Origin of the sequence: Streptococcus suis (assembly GCF_019794555.1) — a bacterium.
Taxonomy (GTDB): domain Bacteria; phylum Bacillota; class Bacilli; order Lactobacillales; family Streptococcaceae; genus Streptococcus; species Streptococcus suis_AB.
On record NZ_JAIMEP010000004.1, the window covers coordinates 19,561 to 39,863 of the forward strand.

Below are 20,303 nucleotides of genomic sequence, written 5' to 3' on the forward strand. Positions count from 1 at the left end.
TTCTAAAATAGTTATGAATCTGATGCTACCGAATAAGAATATAAGTATTGGTTGACTAGAATGGAAAGATTGATTTTGTCTTATTAAATAATAATTATAATAGATAGGAGATAAATATGCATAAATTGTTTGGAAAAATTGCTTCTCGTTTTGAACTTAATTTTGGTTTCTTAAAATTTGGGTACAAAGGCAAGAGATTCTATTGGTAATCATATAAAATAAAGTGAAAATTTGGAAACAAAAGAAGTTAGACGTGTATCTATTTACGCGTCTAGCTTAGTTTATAAAAACAGAGGAAAAGAAATGAAGGAATTATTAAAACCTGTTTTTCGTTCAATTTTAAGTAAGAGAGAAATAGTATTATTTTTAATTTGTATGACATATCCGTTGATAACTGCTTTAGTCAGTATTTTTCAAGCTGGTATTGCAAGTTACGCTGAAGGAGAACAGATTTCGTTTATCATGTTTTGGCAGATAATCGTGCATACTCAGTGGCAACTCACAATTCCAACATTATTGTTAAGTTACAGTGTGATGAGTGTCTTTAGAAATGAAATTTCTTCAAAACGTCTGTTTTTATTTAAAGATATCGAAAAACCACTCATATTTAAAGCGAAGATCTATAACCTGATGAAAATTTTAGGAATTTTTATTATTGGTACATTTATCACATCATTTATTTGTTATTATGTGTTCATGTTGCCTCATAACTATATTTCAGGACATTTCTTCCCAAGTTCCCCACAATCACTATCACATCATTTATTGATTATTTTAGCCCGAATAGCAGTATATGTTATTGTTATTCTTTTAGTAGCTAATCTTTCTATACGGTATAATGTTGCAGCATCAGTGCTTGGAGGAGTACTCTTTATGCTATTTTCAAATGTAGCTCCTCAATTATCGTTAGGTAAATTCTTATTTCCAACAGGGTATGCTGAGTTGGGTGGCTCAACCTTATTTGCTGTATTTGGATTAATTTTTATTAGTGGTATCTATTGTTGCGCTTTCTATTATTTAGGAATGAGGGCATTTGAAAAAATAGAATATTAGGAGATAGTTTGTGAATACACATGCTAAAAATAATAAAATATTTTATTTGATAATAGTTGTTGCACTTATTATGTTAGCTGGTTTAATAGCAAATATTGGCAATGTTGCATTAATAATGTTGGAAAATCTACAGAATGATAGTGGTCATTTATTTGTTAAGTTAGTAGGAATGAGTACAGGATTTATTTTAATTCCCACTTTTATTTCAAAGAAAATCGGAATCGAGTTTGAAGAGGAATTGGTTCCGTTTAGCAAAAATCAGTCTATTTTGATACTCGTTATCATTCTTCTGATGAATTCAATTTTTATTAAATCAGATGAAATTTTTACAGCACTGATTGTTGCAATCTGTGAGGAATACTTATTTCGATATGTCGCGTTTCATATTTTATTTAAGGAATATCATACTTTTTTCACTATTATAGTGACCTCATTGCTTTTTGGGTTATTACTTCATATAAATGGAGATTTTTGGTTAAATGCGATGATTAAAGTACCTGCAGGTTATCTGTTGTCTAGGGTAGGTCTGAAATTTGGTTTACAATATTCTATTGCCATTCATTGGTTACACAATGTAGTGGTTGGGAAAATTATTTAAGGAGAAGAATATTTATGTTGTTTGTTGTTTCCATGTTATATGCTGCTTTAGTATTTATATCCATAACATTTTTGAGCGATATGCCCCTAATTATTTTAGCTGGTCTTCTATATGTGTTACCACTTATCGTTAGTGTTGTTGTTACGAATAAATTGATAAAACAATCTAAGAATACAGGCATAGCGAAACTGATCATGGTACCACTATTATCACTACTATTTTATATTTCTTTTGGTATTTTTGCTGAACAAAGTGGAGAATGGCAACAATATATTTTACAAAACACAGTACAGACAAGTAATTTTACAGTGGAGGTAAGTAATTCTCTACTTAATCCTTCTCAATTAATTTTTGCCACAATTCTATATTTTAGTATATTTGGATTAAATTACTATTATCAGATGCATAGAAATACAACACTAGTGGAGGCATAGTATGTTAAAAATAGAGAATCTATCAAAAAGGTTTTCAGGAAATGATTTCTACTCTTTAAAAGATGTGAATCTAACGATTAATCAAGGAGATATTGTAGGATTAATCGGGAAAAACGGAGCAGGAAAGTCCACTTTATTGAAATTAATTGCAAAATCTCTAAGACCTACGGATGGGAGCATTGAGTATTTTGGATATAATATTCATCAGACAAAGCATATTCTGTCAAATTTTGGAATCATGATTGAACCAGTTTTTTATCCAGAAATGACAGTAATGGATAATTTGAAATTTTATCTAGATATTCATGGAAAAAAAGAACAATATTCTAATATTGAGAAAACACTTCGTTTAGTTGATTTATGGGAAGCAAGAAATAGGAAACCGAAAGGCTTTTCATTTGGAATGAAACAAAGGACAGCCTTGGCTATAGCCCTGGTATCGGAGCCAGAATTTTTGTTGCTTGATGAACCATTTGTTGGACTAGATCCATTAGGAGTAAATCAATTAATTTCGATACTAAAACAGTGGTCACAAGAACGAAATATTTCAATGATTATCTCTAGTCACCAATTAGGAGAATTAGAGGCTTTATGCAATCGTTATGTATACATTGAAGGAGGCAGGCTTGAAACGGAAATGCAGATTCAATCTGCTCCAAGTGTTATTATTCAATTGAAAGATGATTTATCAGAAGTCCAATTACCTCTTGAACTGTTTGAAAGTATCCAAGATGGTAAAATTGAGGTTACAATCGATTCGGAGGCGGATTATTTGAATCAATTAATGTATACACTATCCAGTCAAAAAGCCATTAAAAAAATTGAAATAAAAGAAAACCATTTGAAAGATTATTTTGAGATGGGAGACTAAAGATATGATGTTTTTTCCAGAATTACGCTCAACTTTAAGTCGTAAAGAAACCAAGATATTTCTGTCACTTTGTTTAACGCCAGTTTTATATTTGATATCAACATTGTTGAATTCTAGAATGTTCTCTTTTGCGGGCCCTGAAAATATTAAAATCGCATTTTTTGATTTTTATTATGGCCAATTTAATCTACAGTTCAACTCGATCATCCCATCTATTGCATTAGCTTTTGTTTCAATCAGTATGATGCGTCAAGAGGTTCAATCAAAAAGACTGTTATTATATAAGGATATAAATAGATTTAAAATTCTACTGATGAAATTATTAAGTATGCTTACAGTAATTTTGATTTATAGTATAGGGTACTTTATCATTTCGCTCGGTGTGTACTATCTTCAAGTTGCACATCTGCCGTATGGGAGTTTAAATTTTTGGAGTCAAGATTTTAATTATTCTATTCTTTCAGTAATCTCAGTAATTTCGTCATATGTTATTGTTGGGGTTGTGACAAGTGTGTGTGCGCTATATTTCAGGAACGGTATTACATTAATCATTGCGTTAATCCTTAATACATTAATGAGTATCGCAATATTCTTTCCATCATTGGCCCCATTCTTTCCGAGTGGTTATGTCACTGTCTTTGAAAAATCAAATATTACCATAGGCTGTTTAATGTTATTGGGCGTAGGCATTATTTATTGTCTATTCTCTTATGTTGCAGGTGCATTTCGTATGAAAAATTTGGAATTTTAGTACTATGAAAAAAATAGTCAGGCTAATATATCGTCATCTGAAAAAGAATCTATTCATTTTAGGTATTTTATTAAGTATAACAGGTGTAATTTTGGGACTATTTGTACCAAAAGTTATCGGACAGTTCCTAGATCGGCACTTCCTTGTTGATTTATTAGAACATCCTATCAAACTGATTGGTTATCTTTCACTTTTTATCTTAATTAATGTAATAAAAGTTTTTGGAAACTATTTGATTTGTAGGGTTGGAAATTTGGCGATAAAGGAGGTACAAGTAACAATATATTCTGATTTGTTACACTCGGAAGTTTCTGCATTGGATCACTTTCAATCAGGGGACATTGCCAGTCGTCTAACCAATGATATGTCTGCTGTTTTAAATTTTATAACGGTAGTTCTTCCGAATTTATTCATGAATGTTCTTATTCTACTAGGCTCTATTTATTTTCTTTGGACTATTAGTTCCTCTCTCACTCTCATGAGTCTACTGCTGATGCCTCTTATAGCTTTAGTAATGGTGCCAATGAGCCACAAATTAGAGAACAGCTATTCAAATTATCAAAAGGGTTTGGGTGAGATTTCTAGCCGTATCAGTCATAAATTTACTCATTTCCGTTTGATGAAGGCTTTTCAAGGAGAAGAATCTGAATTACATAGTATGACAGGAGCTTTTGACCGTTTAGCTCTCAGTTTTGAAAACATAATAAAATATTCAGTTGTGCAACATTCGTTAGTTAGTAGCTTAATGATGGGATTAATTATCTTGATGTTACTTGTTGCGGGAATGGAAGTAACAGAGGGAGTGATGACAGTAGCAACACTAACAACCTTTGTTTTATACATGATGCAACTGATTGAACCTGTGATTGATATGGTTTCATCTTTGAATGAATTGACAGAATTTAAAGCAATTTCTAAGAGACTGGTAGAATTATTAGAACAGAGTAAGGAAGAACAACCATTAACTGAATTGATGATTCAAGATGCTTCCATTCAATTGAAAGATGTTCATTTCTCATACAATGAAGATCAAGTATTGAATGGTCTTTCCGTGGAAATCCCTGCGGGCTCGCATGTGGCTGTTGTTGGTCCAAGTGGTGCTGGGAAATCAACGATTTTTTCTTTGTTGATGAAGTTTTATGAAGATTACCAGGGAGATATTTTGATTGGTGGTCACTCGCTATCGTCAATTTCTGCAAAACAAGTGAGAAGCATGATTTCTTATATTCCACAGGACAATACGCTTTTCCATGGAACGATTAGGGAAAATCTTATATATGGTAAAAATGAAGCTGTATCGGAGGAACGAATTTGCTTTATTTTAAAAGAGTTAGGTCTCAATAAGTTAGTTTCGGAGATGGAACAAGGCTTAGATACACAGATTCTAGAAAATGGTGCAGGTCTGTCAGAGGGTCAAAAACAACGCTTAAATATTGCGAGAGCGTTGTTACTAGAGCACCCTATCTATCTTCTAGACGAAGTAACAGCAAGCTTAGATAATGTGACGGAACACATCATTAGCAAAGCGATTGATCGTCTAACAGTTGGAAAGACACGCTTGACTATTGCTCACCGCCTACATACTGTAAAAGGAGCTGACGCTATTCTCGTCTTGGATAAAAATGGGCAGGTTTCTGATTATGGGAACCATCAACAGCTAATGACTCGTAGCCATTTGTACAATGATTTTCTAAGAAACTTACCAAATGCAAGTTAATAAAGCGGGAGTTGATAGCTCCTGTTCTTATTTTTTTTTCAGTTAAGTCTTGACTCAACCCTAGGGGAATAGTGTATGCTTTATGTATTAACAAATATGGAGAATTAAGATGCGAGTAAAAGATGTGGAAAGGTTGACAGGGCTGTCAACTAAGGCAATACGTCTCTATGAGGAGAAGGGATTGATTTCTGTGGAGAGAAATCCGGTCAACGATTATCGTGACTATTCAGTGGAAAATGTGCGGCAACTTCGTTTGATTAAGTTGCTCCGCTATTTCGATTTTTCTTTATCAGAGTTAGAAGAATCTTTTACATGGTCAGAAGAAGAGTTGAAATCGGCTTTGTTGAGAAAAAAGCAAACCATCATTCAGAAGCAAGAAAGATTGACGAATAAGATTGATTTGCTAGACCAAGTGGTCAAAGACTTGGGGAAGAATGATGGTTGGCTTGAAGAAATACAGAATTCTATTACTTATGTGGAAAGCGATGATTTCCAAGAGTTGAAAAAAGACATAGAATATGCCATGCTACCGAGTATTTGGATGACTCTTTTGCAGACGTTCATATTATCCGGTCCGATTCTTTGGTTGTTTACAAGAATTCAACAAGGCCGCCAAGAAAACCTACTCTTACTATCTATTCTCTCGCTTTTTGCTTCCGCCTGGATAACACTCCTGTGGAGAGATTATCTTGTGAATTGGTGGAAGAATCGGGACAAGGTTTGTAAGAAAAACCGCAGTCAAGTTTGGTGGATTCCCATAGCACTAGTTTCCCTTGTGGTCGGGATTGCCTGCTTTATCTTTGTTAGCTGGTTGATAGAAACTTTTTTTCTACCAAGTGATTGGCTCTTTTATGAGTATTCGATTGGTCTGAGTAAGGTTTTTATATTATTTGTCATGACTTCTCTTATATTACTTTTTGGAAAACTGGTGAGACTGTTGAGGCTGTCATGGAAATATCTACTTGCTCTGATAGGAAGTTGTATCTTGTTGATGGCTCTGCTAATTAGTACAACAACAGCTGTCACTAATAATCGTATCATTGAAATTAATCTGATTGTTCCGTCCAAAGAATTTGTTTACAGCGATGTCAAGTCGGTCTGGACAGGATTTGGGACAAAGTTGTTTACACTAGATGAGACTAAACGACAGGGAACATTTAGCTACTGTATTGATTTAGATGGGGAAGAAAAAATGTTCATGCAACCGACTGTCAATCAGAAATTAGTGTCAGATGACACCTATATTGAGCTAGAAGAATTTGATCAGCGACTGATGGAATTGGGAATTTCCAAAGAAAGTTCGGCAGAAGGTAGTCAGTACAATGATTTGGATCCACATTATGTAGAGCGATTTTTACGGATTATTGAAAATAAATAGTATTGAGGGATCATTCTGATTCATCTCTCTGCAGTTTGAAAAGCTTATTCCTCATCATTGTGAAGATAGCGAAACTTCAAGGAAGGGGCTGGGAAAATTCGAAATCCAACTAATATTTTTTAACTTTTTAAAAATTTCTATTGCACAATAATAAGAAAGAGGATCTAGACATTAATTTAGCTAGATTCTTTTTTTTTTAAAGAGTGTAGTTTGATTTATATTTGGAAAAGATTGTAACAATATGTTTAAGGATTAAATACTTTATATAAAATACCTAAGCAAGTTTCAATGTTACAAAAGGTACATCTGGTTTAATTTAGTATACTTTTGACTACGAATAACACGAATAGTATTAATATTTTTTAAATTTTTGATAGTTTGTCTTTTTCTTACGAATAAATAGGTGAGGGGGAATTAAAACTCTTACTTATTTAAAAAATGTAAAACATCTAAAAAAAAATAAAATAGTTTACGAATAAGTAAGTGAGAGGAAGAATTCCCTCAAGGAGATGCGCACTTGAAAACAAATCAAATAGTACTGATTTATGAAAAGACAAGTGTAAGAAAATGAAAGGAGGAAATTTGATGATTAGTTACATGTTTCCGCTTGTATGGCTCAGAACCTTGTTTAAAAACTACTAATACTAATGAAAAATAATATTTTTCATTAATTATGCAATGATATATCAGGGAGGTGAATATGAGTATAGAAACATACAAGAGCATTGATAAAATTGATTATCAAGATTTGGAGAACAAAGATTTAGTTGAGTGTTGCGGCGGGATGATCATTTTTCCATATTTTATAAGACGGAGATCACAGCCAGTCACACCAAGGAAAAATCATTACTTAACTATAATTTTATAACAGAATAAATAGTTATTGAAAGATATTCCGCCCTAGTTTGTCTAGAAATATTGAAGGTGATATTTTTCAGGAGATAATTCAAAGAAGAATTAAAGTTGACTACTAAAAATTAATGGTGGAATTATCGCAATTACAACATCAGTAGTTTGACCTTAAAAAGGTTGCAACATAGATTTCTAAAAATTGAAAATAAAGAATATATATAAGGAGAAAATAATATGACTAAATTTGAAACATTAGATAACTTGAATACAAACTTTGTAACATTATCAGAAAATGAATTGATGGAATTGGAAGGTGGTATTGCTCCCGCAATTATTTACGGTGGAGCAGTTGCAGGAGGATTATTGCTGGGCTGGCTTCTAGGTTAAGTTTTTAGGTATTATTATGAAAAGATACTTACATTTAGTTATATTTTGCATCATTTTTTTTATGGTAGTACTATATGATGCAAATTTAATAAATTATGGCATTGGAATATCATTACCAATAGCTACAGCAATTTTCTTAATGGTAGATGAGTCAGTAAATAATAATCAAAAGAAAGAGGATAATAAATGAATAATATTGAATTAACAAATAATCTTGCTACAAACTTTTCAACACTTACAGAAGATGAGTTAATTGGAACAGAAGGCGGGAGTGTATTAGCAGTAGCTATTGGACTTGCAGGTTTTGCATATACAATTGGAAAAGATCTGAAGAGAAAGTACGGTTAATTGATTTATGGATTCCTTATGAAAAGTAAGAAGTTCTTCTTAATCAGCATCATTTTTGATAATATAGTTATCTTTTTGAATTGAAGTAAGTACTAATAGAGAAAAACATCAGATTGGTGATTGTCTCATATTGATTTGGAAGATGAGTTCAGAACTCAAATTTATCAATAAAATTGGAAGTTTTTAAATGCATGAAATCGTATTACTAAAATATGATTTTATGCTTTTTTTATACAGATTCTTTGGTAAAGTAGTTTTGTTATTTATTTAAATAATAAGTTACTTATACAATGTATTATCTTAACTACCCTGTTTATCGTAAAAATTAATTGTTAATGTAGGAAGTTATTGTCTATTTCTATCTGCTAGTGGCTACTTTGAATTGAAATATTTTAGTAATTTTTTTCTTTTTTACGAATAAATTAATTGAGGAGGCTCTTCTCAAAAATTGTGGTGAAAAAGGGAATAGGTATGAAATTTGGAAAACGTCATTATAGAGCACAAGTAGATACACGAGACTGTGGTGTAGCAGCGCTTGCTATGATCTTGGAATATTATCGTTCTCATCATTCTTTAGCAAGTTTGCGAGAAATGGCAAAGACAACTATGGAAGGCACGACAGCATTTGGTTTAGTAAAGGTTGCTGAAGAGCTAGGGTTTGAGACGCGTGCGATTAAGGCAGATATGTCTTTGTTTTCGATGAGGGAAGCGGTCTATCCTTTCATTGCCCATGTGGTAAAAGATGGCACGTTACTACATTATTATGTTGTCATTGGGGCAGATAAGAAATATATCTATATTGCAGACCCGGATCCATCAGTGAAATTAACAAAGTTATCCCATGAACAATTTGAAAAGGAGTGGACAGGAGTTTCGCTATTCATGGCTCCCAAACCGGAGTATCAACCTCATAAAGAGAAGAGTCATGGGTTACTTTCTTTCATTCCATTGTTGACTAAACAAAAGGGATTGATTACAAATATTGTTCTCGCAACGCTTTTGGTTACTTTCATCAACATTGTGGGCTCCTATTATTTACAATCCATTATTGACACTTATGTTCCAAATCAGATGAAAACAACATTAGGTGTCATTTCAGTCGGTTTGGTGGTTGTTTATGCCCTGCAACAATTGTTATCTTATGCCCAAGAGTATTTATTAATCATTCTTGGCCAACGACTCTCTATTGATGTGATTTTGTCTTATATTAGACATGTTTTTCATCTACCAATGTCATTTTTTGCTACTCGGCGAACTGGGGAAATTGTTTCACGATTTATAGATGCCAATTCTATTATTGATGCTTTAGCTAGTACCATTCTATCAATATTTTTGGATGTATCGATTGTTGTGGTTGTTTCGGTAGTGCTGTTTAGTCAGAATGTCTATCTTTTCTTTATTTCCTTATTGGCATTGCCAATCTATACTCTAATCATTTTTGCGTTTATGAAGCCATTTGAAAAGATGAATCAAGAAGTGATGGAAAGTAATGCAATTCTTTCTTCGTCTATTATTGAAGATATCAATGGTATTGAAACCATAAAATCATTGACAAGTGAGAAACAACGTTATCAGAAAATTGATAGAGAATTTGTAGATTATTTACAAAAATCATTTGCATACAACAAGGCCGAAGGGCAGCAAAAAGTGTTAAAGCGCTTGGCCCAACTCGTATTAAATGTAGCTATTCTTTGGTTAGGAGCCTGTCTAGTTATGGATCAGAAAATGACTTTGGGGCAGCTAATCACCTTCAATACCTTATTGGTCTATTTCACGAATCCATTGGAAAATATAATCAATTTACAAACAAAACTACAGACAGCTCAAGTTGCCAATACCCGATTGAACGAGGTCTATTTGGTTGAATCGGAATTTGCTGAAAAGAAATCCGTGACGGACCTTTCGTTACTTTCGGGGGATATTGAATGCAACAAAGTGCATTATAAATATGGCTATGGTAGGGATGTTTTGACAGATATTAATTTGAAAATTAAACGAGGGGAAAAGGTCTCCTTTGTTGGAGTTTCTGGTTCTGGGAAGACGACGTTGGCTAAAATGATGGTGGATTTTTATGATCCTTATAAGGGTGAGATTCGATTAAATAATGTCAACATTAATCAAATCGATAAGCAAACACTTCGTCAGCATATCAATTATCTTCCACAGCAACCCTATGTTTTTAATGGGACAATTCTCGAAAATCTATTGCTAGGTGCAAAAGAGGGAACAAGTCAAGAAGATATTTTGTGGGCTGTTGAAATGGCATGTATTAGAGAAGATATTGAAAAAATGCCACTGAATTACCAAACGGAATTGACTTCTGATGGAGCTGGAATTTCCGGTGGACAACGGCAGCGAATTGCCTTGGCGCGTGCCCTTCTTACGGATGCCCCTATTATGATTTTGGATGAGGCAACCAGTAGTCTGGATATTTTGACAGAGAAGCGTATTGTGGACAACCTATTGTCATTGGACAAAACTCTAATTTTTATTGCACATCGGTTAACCATTGCAGAGCGTACTGAACATATTGTTGTGCTAGATAAGGGAAGAATTGTAGAACAAGGGAGTCATAAGGAATTGTTGGACAAGCAAGGGTTCTATGAATATTTAGTAAATAGTTAGGAGAGTGAGATATGGACCATCATCTGTTAGAAAGTGCAGAATTTTACAACAGACGTTATCATAATGCAGCCAGTAGAGTGATTGTTCCTAGTTGTGTATTGTTTTTGTTTCTCATTCTTTTTTCAATCCTTGCTAAAAAAGAAATAACCATTTCAACAAGAGCAACGGTAGAACCTGTACAACGATTAGCACAGATTCACTCAACCAGTAATCATCAGATTCTGAGGAATCATTTATTCGAAAATCAAGAGATTTCAGTTGGAGATTTATTAGTAGAATATCAATCAGAGAATGAACAAATCCAAGAAGACAAGGTCAAAGAAAACATAGCTGTTTTGAAAAATCAGATTTTTCAACTCAATGTCTTGAAGAAAAGTTTAGAATCGGGAAGTAATCAATTTGAGAAAGAAGATCAATATGGTTATTCTCAAATGTTTAAGGATTATTGCAATCAATTAGAAACATTGGCAAGTACAATTGACCAACAAAATGCAACGATTGCATCTCAAAATCAAGCCGCAAAACAATCACAATTGGAATTGGAAAAAGTAATGCATCAAACGGAGAAAGCCTTAGCAGATTATAGAGAATTGAAATGGGCCATTCAGTCTGATGGTGTCATTGATGAGGAGAATGTTGGCTATTCAATCTATGCACAGTATCAGCTAGCACAATCAGAGGATGCAGTTGCCAGTCAAGAATCATTCGTCGCTCAAATCGATAGTCAAATCAGTCAAGTAGAGACTCAACTGGCCAGTTATAAATTGCAATATGCTGGTGCAGGAGTGCAACAATCGTATACGAATAGCTTGGATAGTCAGTCGGCATCATTGGAAGCTCAATATTTAACCAAGGTTGGTCAGGAAATGACCTTGTTGTCCTCTCAATTAAGAGAACTAGAAGCGACACTTACGGTTCAAAAACAAGCAATGGATAAGACAAAAATTATTGCTGATCAGGCAGGGGTCGTTCATTTAAATACAGAAGTTGAGGGCTCAATGATGATTCCAGAAGGAACAATTATTGCATATGTTTATCCAGTTCTAACGGAAGCTAAGAAAATGAAGATTACAGCATATATTCCTTCGAAAGATATTGCAAGCATCTCATTAAAGGATAATATCCAGTTTTCAATACAAGGGAAGGGAGTTAAGCAACTAGCACTGCAGTCCAACATATCAGAAATTGCAAGTACTGCCATTCAAACGGAAGCTGGTAATTTTTTCAAAGTTGAAGCAGAAACCAGAATATCAACAGAAATGGCTGAACAATTGAGGTATGGAATGGAAGGCCAATTTGTCGTAATTACAGGTAAGAAGACTTATTTTCAATATTTCATAGATGAATTTTTAGGTAAGGAATAGAAGAAGGGGCATGTCTATCAGATTGATAGACAAGTCCTTTTTTATACTAGTCGTGAAAGTTTCCGCGCTTTGAAGTTAGTGAATTTCATTCTCATAGTAATAAATGATATTAAGGAAAAATTGTGGATTGTTTACGAATAAGTAAAGTGAGGGAGCTATCCTTCACATGTCACAATGAATGGAAAGGAGGGGAAGGATATACTGAGGTATGTATGTAATGTGCAAGGGCGTAACATACCAAATATTTGCTTGAAAATACAATTCATCAATTCAATGTCAATTAACGGGCCTCCAGTTGTTGAGTAAGATAGTTCAGAGAGCAAATTGTAATCTGATTGAAAACTAACACAGATATATTACAAATAATAAGGAGGAAAAAATAGATGTTTGGTGAATTAGAAATGAAGTACCCATTGGTAATGGATGAACAACTACAAGATTCTTCAGGAGGTAGCATCTTTTTAGGAGTTGCAATAGCAAGTGGTGTTGCAATTGCTGGAACCTATATTTTTGGAGCATTAGATGGTGCTTTTGAAGCGAAAGCGAAACGAAGAGGCTACTAGATGGGGAATATGCTACAGTCGATTGATTTAGGGTTTCAAAAGCTGAATCAGCTTTATGATCAACAATCTCCTGTTGTAAAAATAGTTACTTTTGTTGCTGGGGTTATTCTTGTATATTGCCTAGCAACACTGGTGTTAGGACCTGTTTATTCTGCTGGGAAAGACTTTGGTCGCTATGTTTACAATGCACTGTTTAGGTAAGAAAGGAAAATAAGCAATGAATAATTTTGGAAAACTGGAAAATCAGTTCCTGTGTCTAAGTGATACTGATTTACAATATGTAAGTGGCGGTAGTTATAATTTTAAAGTTGATGTTGATAAGTTAGTAGATTATGCAACTCGTGCTTTTGGTAGTATTTATAATGCAGGAAAAAGCTTTGGTCGCAATTGGTATAATGCATTTTACTAATCGTGTATTGATTCAAAAATGGAAAAGTGAAGAGTAGCAGACTGTATCTTAAAATAAAAAACTAGAAAAAGGATATAAGACAGGAGCGTAAATAAAAAAAATAAGCTCAACTATTCATTTTTAGTTTCCCTTAAGCTTGGCGAGTTATACTAAATCCAAGCTAGAAATAGCTCATCACTTTCAGTATTGTCATCCGTAAGAGCTAAAGCTCAAACGGCTGGCATATCTTTTCACCTAAAGGTGTCCCTAGCTCTAAGTCGTAAGCGACAAGGGCTAGGTATCATATAATCTCCGAGATAGCTGACGGTCTCCCGTCAGCTGTTTTTGTCCTTTAAAAGCATAATGAAGGAAGGAGATAAGAGGATTGGATAAACTAAAAAGGGCGCATTTGCGCCTTTTTGTGTAAAAAATTATTTAATAACTCCACCTTCTACAACAAGATCATCAGCTTGAGCAGCATCACCATATACTGGTTGAAGAGTTTCTTGGTAGGCTTTATGGAAGAATTCTTCCTCACCAAGTTTTTCAATTGTTTGGTTGATGAAATTAAGCAATTCGGTGTTTCCTTTTTGGACGGCAGGGGCGATAGTGTCTACATCTCCTAGCGCTTTTACACCAACTTCAAAACCTTTATTTTCCAAGGCCCATGCGAGAACTTCAGTGTTGTCTGTACTCATGGCATCGCCACGTCCGTCTAAGAGGGCAGCATAGGCTTCGCTGTATTGGTTGTATTTTTGAAGTTTGACTTCTGGATAATTCTCTTCGAAATAAAGTTCAGCTGTGGTACCTTTGCTGACGATAAGCGTTTTACCATTGAGTTGTTCTGGATCAGTAATGACAGCAGAGCTTGGAGATACGATACCGAGGGATACTTTCATGTAAGGAAGGGCGAAGTCAACCTGTTCTTTTCGCTCATCTGTTACTGTAAAATTGGCTAGGATGATGTCAACCTTGGCAGAAGTGAGATACTCCACACGGTTTGCGGCTTCGACAGGAACGTATTCTACTTCAACGCCCAATTCTTTTGCCAAACGGTTGCCTAGATAGACGTCATATCCTTGGTATTCACCATTTGCATCCACATAGCCGAATGGTTTCTTGTCACTGAAAACACCGATTTTGACTGTTCCACTTTCTTTGATTTCTTCAAGTGTACGTGCGGTTGCCCCACTTGTGGAACTGCTGGAATTAGTTGAAGAACTGCTTGCGTTACTGCAGGCAACTAAAATAACTGCAGCTAAGACACTAAAAATAGCAAAAATAGGTTTAAAGATTTTCATAAAATTCTCCTTTTAAAAATGATTAAAGTCAAAAGTTGTTAGAAAGGCTTGAGCCCGTTGCGTTTGTGGATGTTGGAAGAAATTCTGAGCGGTATTTTCTTCGATAATTTCTCCTTTGTCCATGAAAATGATGCGGTCAGCAATGGCGCGTGCGAATTCCATTTCATGCGTCACAATCAGCATGGTCCGTCCTTCTTTTGCCAAATCATTGATGAGAACCAAGACTTCCCGAACCATTTCTGGGTCAAGAGAAGCAGTGACCTCATCAAATAATATTATTTCAGGATGCATCAGGAGGGAACGAATGATAGCTACCCGTTGCTTTTGCCCGCCAGATAATTCTCTGGCATAGCTATGTTTTTTATGCTCTAGTCCTACCCGTTTTAGCAAGGTCTCGGCTTCTACTTCAACCTCTTCTTTTTTTCGTTTTAAGGCTTTGACAGGAGCAAGGGTCAGATTTTGTAAGACATCCATGTGTGGGAATAATTCATAATCTTGAAAAACCATACCGATTTTTTGCCGAATATCCTGTAGAGAAAGTGTTCCAGACAGAATAGATTGGCCATCTAGTAAAATATCGCCCTCTTGAATGCTTTCCAGCTTGTTAATACAGCGTAGTAGTGTACTCTTCCCACAACCAGAGGGGCCTAAGATGACGACGACTTCCCCTTCCTTGACCGATAAGGAAAGATGATTGAGAATGGTTTGCTGACCAAAATTTTTAGTAATATTTTGTAATTCTAAGACAGGTTGACTCACGACTTCACTCCTTCCAAATCGATTCAAGATAGCGAGAAAATGCAGATATTGGGAAACAAATCATAAAGTAAATACAGAAAATCACTCCGTAAATCCATAAGGACACGCTTGGAGAGCTAGTCCTGTAAAAATCAATAATCTGTTGCCCGATTTTATTGACCTCAACCACGCCAATGAGGATAGTCAAGGAGCTGGTCTTAATCATGCGGGTGACCAAGTTAATTGCCTGTGGGAGTAGTCTGCGTAGAACTTGAGGAATGATGACATAGCGATAAAGACTCCCTTTACTCAAACCAAGTGCTAGCCCACTGTCGAATTGGTGTTTAGGTAGAGAAGTGATGGCTCCTCGAACTAAATCTCCCATTTCAGCTGTCCCCCAAAGCGAGAATACTATAATCGCGGCCAATTCACCTGAAATATTGATATTGAATCCCCGTGCTAATCCAAAGTAGAAAAGGAAGAGTAGAACCAGCTGTGGAACAATTCGAATGGTTTCTAAGTAAATTCTGAATATCCATACTATCAGTCTATTTTTTGATGTCATGATGATTCCTACTAATAGCCCTGCAACGCTTGAAATGCCAATGGAGAGAAAGGAAATCCAGAGTGTGACACTCAGTCCGACTAATAGTCGTTGTAAATTATTCCCCTCCAGTAAGACTTTAATGCCCATATCCTGCATGGCGAATCCTCCTTTCAAGATAATAGAAGAAGAGCGAAAGCGGTAGCAAGATGATTAAATAGGAACTCACTAGGAGAAAGAGCGCTTCGTCAGTTTCGTATTGTAGTCCGATCAAATCTTGAGCGACGTACATGAGGTCGGCTAAGGCAATAATGGAGAAGACGGAAGTTTCTTTTATTAGAAAGATAATATTAGCACTAAATGAAGGCAAGGCGATAGCTAGTGATTGAGGTAGCAAAATATATAGGAAAATTTGCCAGTTTGTTAGCCCCAAACTAGCTCCGATTTCTATCTGACTTTTCTTGATAGCTTCAAAGCCACTGCGGAAAGATTCTGCCATGTAAGAACCACCAAGAAAAATCAAACCAGCAATTGCACAAACTTCTGCATCAAGTACAATTCCCAATCGCGGTAAACCATAGTAGAGGAAGAAAAGTTGAATGACCAAAGGGGTATTTCGTGACAATTCAACATAAGCTGTAGAAATCTGTTGAAAAACTGGAATACGGTAATAACGGATGATACTAATAATCAAACCCAAGCCCAAAGCTCCTATAATTCCGAGGAATGCGAGTCTGACCGTTAGAATGAATGCCTCTTGATAGAGTGGGACAGATTCTCGAATAAAGGTCCAATCCAGAATGTGCACCTCCTTTGTGAAGTATTTCGTTAATAGTAACATAGAAACCTCTGCTTGAAAATTTTGTTTTTTTAAAGAGGGATATAAGTTTTTCCTATCAGTCAATTTGCTATGTTATAATAGAGGTATGACAAGAATTTTAGATATGGAACCGATGCAGGACGAGGAATACGTTGAGCGTACCTTACGTCCGCAAAAATTAAATGAATATATTGGACAAGATAAGGTCAAGGATCAGCTGAAGATTTTTATTGAAGCTGCCAAATTACGGGATGAAGCCTTAGACCACACTCTTCTTTTTGGACCTCCAGGGTTGGGTAAGACCACCATGGCTTTTGTTATTGCCAATGAGTTGGGAGTTAATATCAAGCAGACCAGCGGTCCTGTTATTGAGAAAGCTGGCGATTTGGTTGCATTACTCAATGATTTGGAACCGGGAGATGTTCTCTTTATCGACGAAATTCATCGTATGCCGATGGCGGTTGAGGAAATACTCTACAGTGCCATGGAGGATTTTTACATTGATATTATGATTGGAACTGGAGAAGCGAATCGCTCAGTACACCTGGACTTACCACCCTTTACTTTGATTGGTGCTACCACACGTGCAGGGATGTTATCCAATCCACTGAGGGCTCGTTTTGGTATTTCTAGTCACATGGAGTATTATGAGTTGGCTGATTTGACTGAGATAGTTGAACGCACAGCAGATATTTTTGAGATGGAGATTACCCACGAAGCAGCGATTGAGTTGGCTCGTCGATCAAGAGGGACCCCTCGTATCGCTAATCGCCTCCTGAAGCGGGTACGGGATTTTGCCCAGATTATGGGAGATGGGTTGATTGATGAAACGATCACTGATAAAGCCTTAACGATGTTAGATGTGGACCGTGAAGGGTTGGACTATGTGGATCAAAAGATTCTCCGTACCATGATTGAGATGTATGGCGGTGGTCCCGTCGGTCTCAATACCCTTTCGGTCAATATCGCCGAGGAGCGTGAGACGGTGGAGGACATGTACGAGCCTTACCTGATTCAACAGGGCTTCCTCATGCGGACCCGGACGGGGCGGGTTGCGACCGCCAAGGCTTACGAGCACTTGGGTTATCCCTATACGGAAAAATAATGGCAGAGCAGATGAGACAAGTAGCTAGCTTATTTGGAGACTGGCCTGAAACGATTATCTGGACCTGTCTAGAAGGTACTATGGGAGACATTTATGTTGATGATAGTCAGTCTCCCCAGTCAGCTCTAGCTCTTTATGGACGGCAGAGCTTCTTTGGTTTTTTAGCTGGCCAGCCACATCGAGACTTGCTAAAAATCTGCGAAGGTAAGGATATGATTCTAGTCCCTCAAAACCAAAACTGGTCTGACTTGATAGAAGGGACTTACGGAGACGGGATTCGGTCCTTTACTCGCTATGCTACGAAAAAGGACACTGAGTTTGACCTTGGGTATTTACAGTCTTTGGTAGAGAATTTGTCAGCTGATTTTCAGTTATATCCGATTCATTCAGAGCTTTACCAGACTTGTTTACAGGAGGAATGGTCACGCGATTTGGTTGGCAATTATGTGGATGTGGCACAATTTTTGGACTTGGGTCTGGGATATGTCATCTTGCATAAGGGACAGGTGGTCTCAGGGGCTTCATCCTATGCCAGCTATTCAGCTGGAATTGAGATAGAAGTGGATACTAGGGAAGATTATCGAGGTCTGGGTTTGGCAAAAGCCTGTGCGGCTCAGTTAATTTTAGCTTGTTTAGACCGCGGACTCTATCCAAGCTGGGATGCCCACACCTTGACATCCTTGAAACTAGCTGAACACTTGGGTTATCAATTGGACAAGCCCTATCAAGCATTTGAATGGAGATAAGATGACACCGACATTTATTTGGGATTTGGATGGAACACTTCTGGATTCGTATGAAGCGATTTTGGCTGGAATTCAGGAAACCTATGAGCAATATGAACTTCCTTTTGACCGTGAAGAGGTGAGAAAATATATTCTCCGCTATTCTGTTAAAGACTTGCTGGTGCGTGATGCAGATAAGTATGGTCTGAATAGTGATGAACTCAACCGTGTACGAGCGACTTCCTTGAAGGAGAAAAATACGCAAATTCCTTTGATGACTGGTGCGCGTGATATTTTAGATTGGACTGTGGAGCAAGGGATACAAAATTTTGTCTATACCCATAAGAGTGACAATGCCTTTCAGGTGTTGGAAGATTTGGGTGTCCGACACCATTTCACAGAAATCTTGACAAGCGATTCTGGCTTTGCCCGCAAACCAAGTCCAGAAGCTCTGCTATTTCTCATAGACAAGTACGGTCTGGAAAAGGCACATACTTACTATATTGGTGACCGTCTGCTTGATGTGGAGACAGCTATTCATGCGGGAATACACAGTATCAACTTGCAGATTGACGGGATAAAAGAGAACAAAAAGATCACCAATTTACAGGAAATTGTGGAGCTAAATTTTAGTTAGAGGCGGAGTTTATATCTCAGCCTCTATTTTTATGTGCACATCGTTCACTCTATTCATATTGTTAACGGTATCAGGCTGTGGAAGTTAGAAAATATATTGTGAAATTATTAACAAATTTGTTATAATATACAAAAATCAATTTAGGAGAAGAATCTGTGAACGATAAGGAATTTGGGCAACGTGTGAGATATTTACGGGAGAAACTAGCAATTACGCGTGAAGAATTCTGTGAGGATGAACTAGAATTATCTGTTCGTCAATTGAGTCGTATAGAAGCGGGACAATGCAAACCAACTTTTTCAAAGATAGGTTTTATAGCAAGCAGGTTGAATATGGGTTTATATGAGCTTATGCCGGATTATGTCCAACTTCCAGAACGCTATTCGCGTCTAAAATATGAGGTATTACGAACTCCTACCTATGGAGACCAATTTTTGGTAGAGCAACGCAATCAAATGTTGACAATCATTTATGATGAATATTACGATGAGCTCCCAGAAGAAGAAAAAATAGCTATTGATGCTTTTCAGTCGACAATTGATGTATTTGAAACACGGTCTAATCAATTTGGAAAAGAGATTTTGGACGATTATTTTGAGCAAGTTCATCGTAAAGAAAAGTATTCGATAAATGACTTGTTAATCATTCGACTATATCTTGAGCATATTAGAAATAGGGACACTGACGCAACAATCTATCACTATTTTTCCTCACTTGTTACCCACCTGCCTAATCAACAGGAGGTAATGGATTTAAAAGAGTTATTTATTCTAAGGGATGTTATATTAATCTCAATAGGGATTTTAGGGGATCGAGAAGACTATGAGAAAATCCCGTCTCTTTTTGATGCTTTAGATAAAATAATGTTTTTAACTCAAGATTTTCAAAAGAAACCTATCTTAAACTTATTGAAGTGGAAATACGAGCTCCACGTTAATAAGAACCGAGATGCCGCACAGAGTTACTTTGAAGAGGCTACCCTTTTTGCGAAGCTAATTGGAAATGATTATCTAGTTCACAAAATTAAAGAAGACTGGGAAGAGGATTCACGACTTTAGGACAAAAATGTCCTGTTAACTTTACCTAGCTTCCATTAAACTATAA

Annotated in this window: 23 protein-coding genes; 19 read left to right on the forward strand and 4 right to left on the reverse strand. The window is 36.1% G+C overall.

The window, feature by feature from the left end; translation table 11 throughout:
* Positions 1-303: 303 nt before the first annotated feature.
* The 15 genes from K6V48_RS02560 to K6V48_RS02625 all read left to right on the forward strand — a co-directional run bounded on the left by K6V48_RS02560 (position 304) and on the right by K6V48_RS02625 (position 13,350).
* Positions 304-1,053, forward strand: coding sequence for an amino acid transporter (locus K6V48_RS02560; protein WP_222367786.1), 750 nt, complete (start codon positions 304-306; stop codon positions 1,051-1,053).
* 10 nt (positions 1,054-1,063) lie between these two features.
* Positions 1,064-1,651, forward strand: coding sequence for a CPBP family intramembrane glutamic endopeptidase (locus K6V48_RS12005; protein WP_172006754.1), 588 nt, complete (start codon positions 1,064-1,066; stop codon positions 1,649-1,651).
* A gap of 14 nt (positions 1,652-1,665) precedes the next feature.
* Entirely contained in the window at positions 1,666-2,085 is a 420-nt protein-coding gene (locus K6V48_RS02570) for an Msa family membrane protein (protein ID WP_222367790.1), read from the forward strand.
* 1 nt (position 2,086) lies between these two features.
* Complete coding sequence (locus K6V48_RS02575) at positions 2,087-2,956, forward strand: ABC transporter ATP-binding protein (protein ID WP_222367814.1); 870 nt, start codon at positions 2,087-2,089, stop codon at positions 2,954-2,956.
* Between the two features lie 4 nt (positions 2,957-2,960).
* The gene (locus K6V48_RS02580) at positions 2,961-3,707 is read left to right on the forward strand and encodes a hypothetical protein (RefSeq protein WP_222367817.1); all 747 of its coding nucleotides are present in this window, start codon (positions 2,961-2,963) and stop codon (positions 3,705-3,707) included.
* A 4-nt stretch (positions 3,708-3,711) separates the two neighbouring features.
* Positions 3,712-5,424: an ABC transporter ATP-binding protein gene (locus K6V48_RS02585; protein ID WP_222367819.1), complete on the forward strand. Its 1,713-nt coding sequence runs from the start codon at positions 3,712-3,714 to the stop codon at positions 5,422-5,424.
* 109 nt (positions 5,425-5,533) lie between these two features.
* Positions 5,534-6,802: a MerR family transcriptional regulator gene (locus K6V48_RS02590; RefSeq protein ID WP_222367821.1), complete on the forward strand. Its 1,269-nt coding sequence runs from the start codon at positions 5,534-5,536 to the stop codon at positions 6,800-6,802.
* Between the two features lie 1,086 nt (positions 6,803-7,888).
* Entirely contained in the window at positions 7,889-8,041 is a 153-nt protein-coding gene (locus K6V48_RS02595) for a class IIb bacteriocin, lactobin A/cerein 7B family (RefSeq protein WP_079269043.1), read from the forward strand.
* Positions 8,042-8,102: 61 nt separating this feature from the next.
* The gene (locus tag K6V48_RS11775) at positions 8,103-8,231 is read left to right on the forward strand and encodes a hypothetical protein (RefSeq protein ID WP_261311026.1); all 129 of its coding nucleotides are present in this window, start codon (positions 8,103-8,105) and stop codon (positions 8,229-8,231) included.
* Positions 8,228-8,389, forward strand: coding sequence for a hypothetical protein (locus tag K6V48_RS02600; protein ID WP_172006749.1), 162 nt, complete (start codon positions 8,228-8,230; stop codon positions 8,387-8,389). The genes K6V48_RS11775 and K6V48_RS02600 overlap by 4 nt, the downstream gene beginning before the upstream one ends.
* Before the next feature lie 471 nt (positions 8,390-8,860).
* Entirely contained in the window at positions 8,861-11,014 is a 2,154-nt protein-coding gene (gene comA, locus K6V48_RS02605; RefSeq protein WP_222367823.1) for a peptide cleavage/export ABC transporter ComA, read from the forward strand.
* An 11-nt stretch (positions 11,015-11,025) separates the two neighbouring features.
* Positions 11,026-12,378, forward strand: a complete 1,353-nt coding sequence (locus K6V48_RS02610) for a bacteriocin secretion accessory protein (RefSeq protein ID WP_222367825.1) — start codon at positions 11,026-11,028, stop codon at positions 12,376-12,378.
* Positions 12,379-12,761: 383 nt separating this feature from the next.
* A complete protein-coding gene (locus K6V48_RS02615) occupies positions 12,762-12,941 on the forward strand; it encodes a hypothetical protein (RefSeq protein ID WP_024392853.1) in 180 nt (59 codons plus the stop codon).
* Positions 12,942-13,142: a hypothetical protein gene (locus K6V48_RS02620; protein WP_024392852.1), complete on the forward strand. Its 201-nt coding sequence runs from the start codon at positions 12,942-12,944 to the stop codon at positions 13,140-13,142.
* A gap of 16 nt (positions 13,143-13,158) precedes the next feature.
* Positions 13,159-13,350 carry a hypothetical protein gene (locus K6V48_RS02625; RefSeq protein ID WP_024392851.1) on the forward strand — a complete coding sequence of 64 codons (192 nt, stop codon included), beginning with the start codon at positions 13,159-13,161 and terminating at the stop codon, positions 13,348-13,350.
* Positions 13,351-13,760: 410 nt separating this feature from the next.
* On the opposite strand, the gene K6V48_RS02630 is transcribed toward K6V48_RS02625, so the two are convergent.
* The 4 genes from K6V48_RS02630 to K6V48_RS02645 are packed head-to-tail and all read right to left on the reverse strand — an operon-like array spanning position 13,761 to position 16,753.
* Complete coding sequence (locus K6V48_RS02630; protein WP_024392850.1) at positions 13,761-14,630, reverse strand: cysteine ABC transporter substrate-binding protein; 870 nt, start codon at positions 14,628-14,630, stop codon at positions 13,761-13,763.
* A gap of 12 nt (positions 14,631-14,642) precedes the next feature.
* A complete protein-coding gene (locus K6V48_RS02635; RefSeq protein WP_172085536.1) occupies positions 14,643-15,389 on the reverse strand; it encodes an amino acid ABC transporter ATP-binding protein in 747 nt (248 codons plus the stop codon).
* A gap of 4 nt (positions 15,390-15,393) precedes the next feature.
* A complete protein-coding gene (locus K6V48_RS02640) occupies positions 15,394-16,071 on the reverse strand; it encodes an amino acid ABC transporter permease (RefSeq protein ID WP_222367827.1) in 678 nt (225 codons plus the stop codon).
* Positions 16,052-16,753 (reverse strand): amino acid ABC transporter permease, encoded by a 702-nt coding sequence (locus K6V48_RS02645; RefSeq protein WP_404830130.1) that lies wholly within the window; start codon positions 16,751-16,753, stop codon positions 16,052-16,054. Before K6V48_RS02645 ends, K6V48_RS02640 begins: the two co-directional genes overlap by 20 nt.
* A gap of 85 nt (positions 16,754-16,838) precedes the next feature.
* Between K6V48_RS02645 and ruvB the strand changes: the two genes are divergently transcribed.
* The 4 genes from ruvB to K6V48_RS02665 all read left to right on the forward strand — a co-directional run bounded on the left by ruvB (position 16,839) and on the right by K6V48_RS02665 (position 20,257).
* Positions 16,839-17,837 (forward strand): Holliday junction branch migration DNA helicase RuvB, encoded by a 999-nt coding sequence (gene ruvB / locus K6V48_RS02650; protein WP_024392846.1) that lies wholly within the window; start codon positions 16,839-16,841, stop codon positions 17,835-17,837.
* Positions 17,837-18,583 (forward strand): GNAT family N-acetyltransferase, encoded by a 747-nt coding sequence (locus K6V48_RS02655; RefSeq protein ID WP_222367828.1) that lies wholly within the window; start codon positions 17,837-17,839, stop codon positions 18,581-18,583. The genes ruvB and K6V48_RS02655 overlap by 1 nt, the downstream gene beginning before the upstream one ends.
* A 1-nt stretch (position 18,584) precedes the next feature.
* Positions 18,585-19,199, forward strand: coding sequence for an HAD-IA family hydrolase (locus tag K6V48_RS02660; RefSeq protein ID WP_222367830.1), 615 nt, complete (start codon positions 18,585-18,587; stop codon positions 19,197-19,199).
* Between the two features lie 155 nt (positions 19,200-19,354).
* Positions 19,355-20,257, forward strand: coding sequence for a transcriptional regulator (locus K6V48_RS02665; protein WP_222367832.1), 903 nt, complete (start codon positions 19,355-19,357; stop codon positions 20,255-20,257).
* The last annotated feature ends 46 nt before the right edge of the window (positions 20,258-20,303 follow it).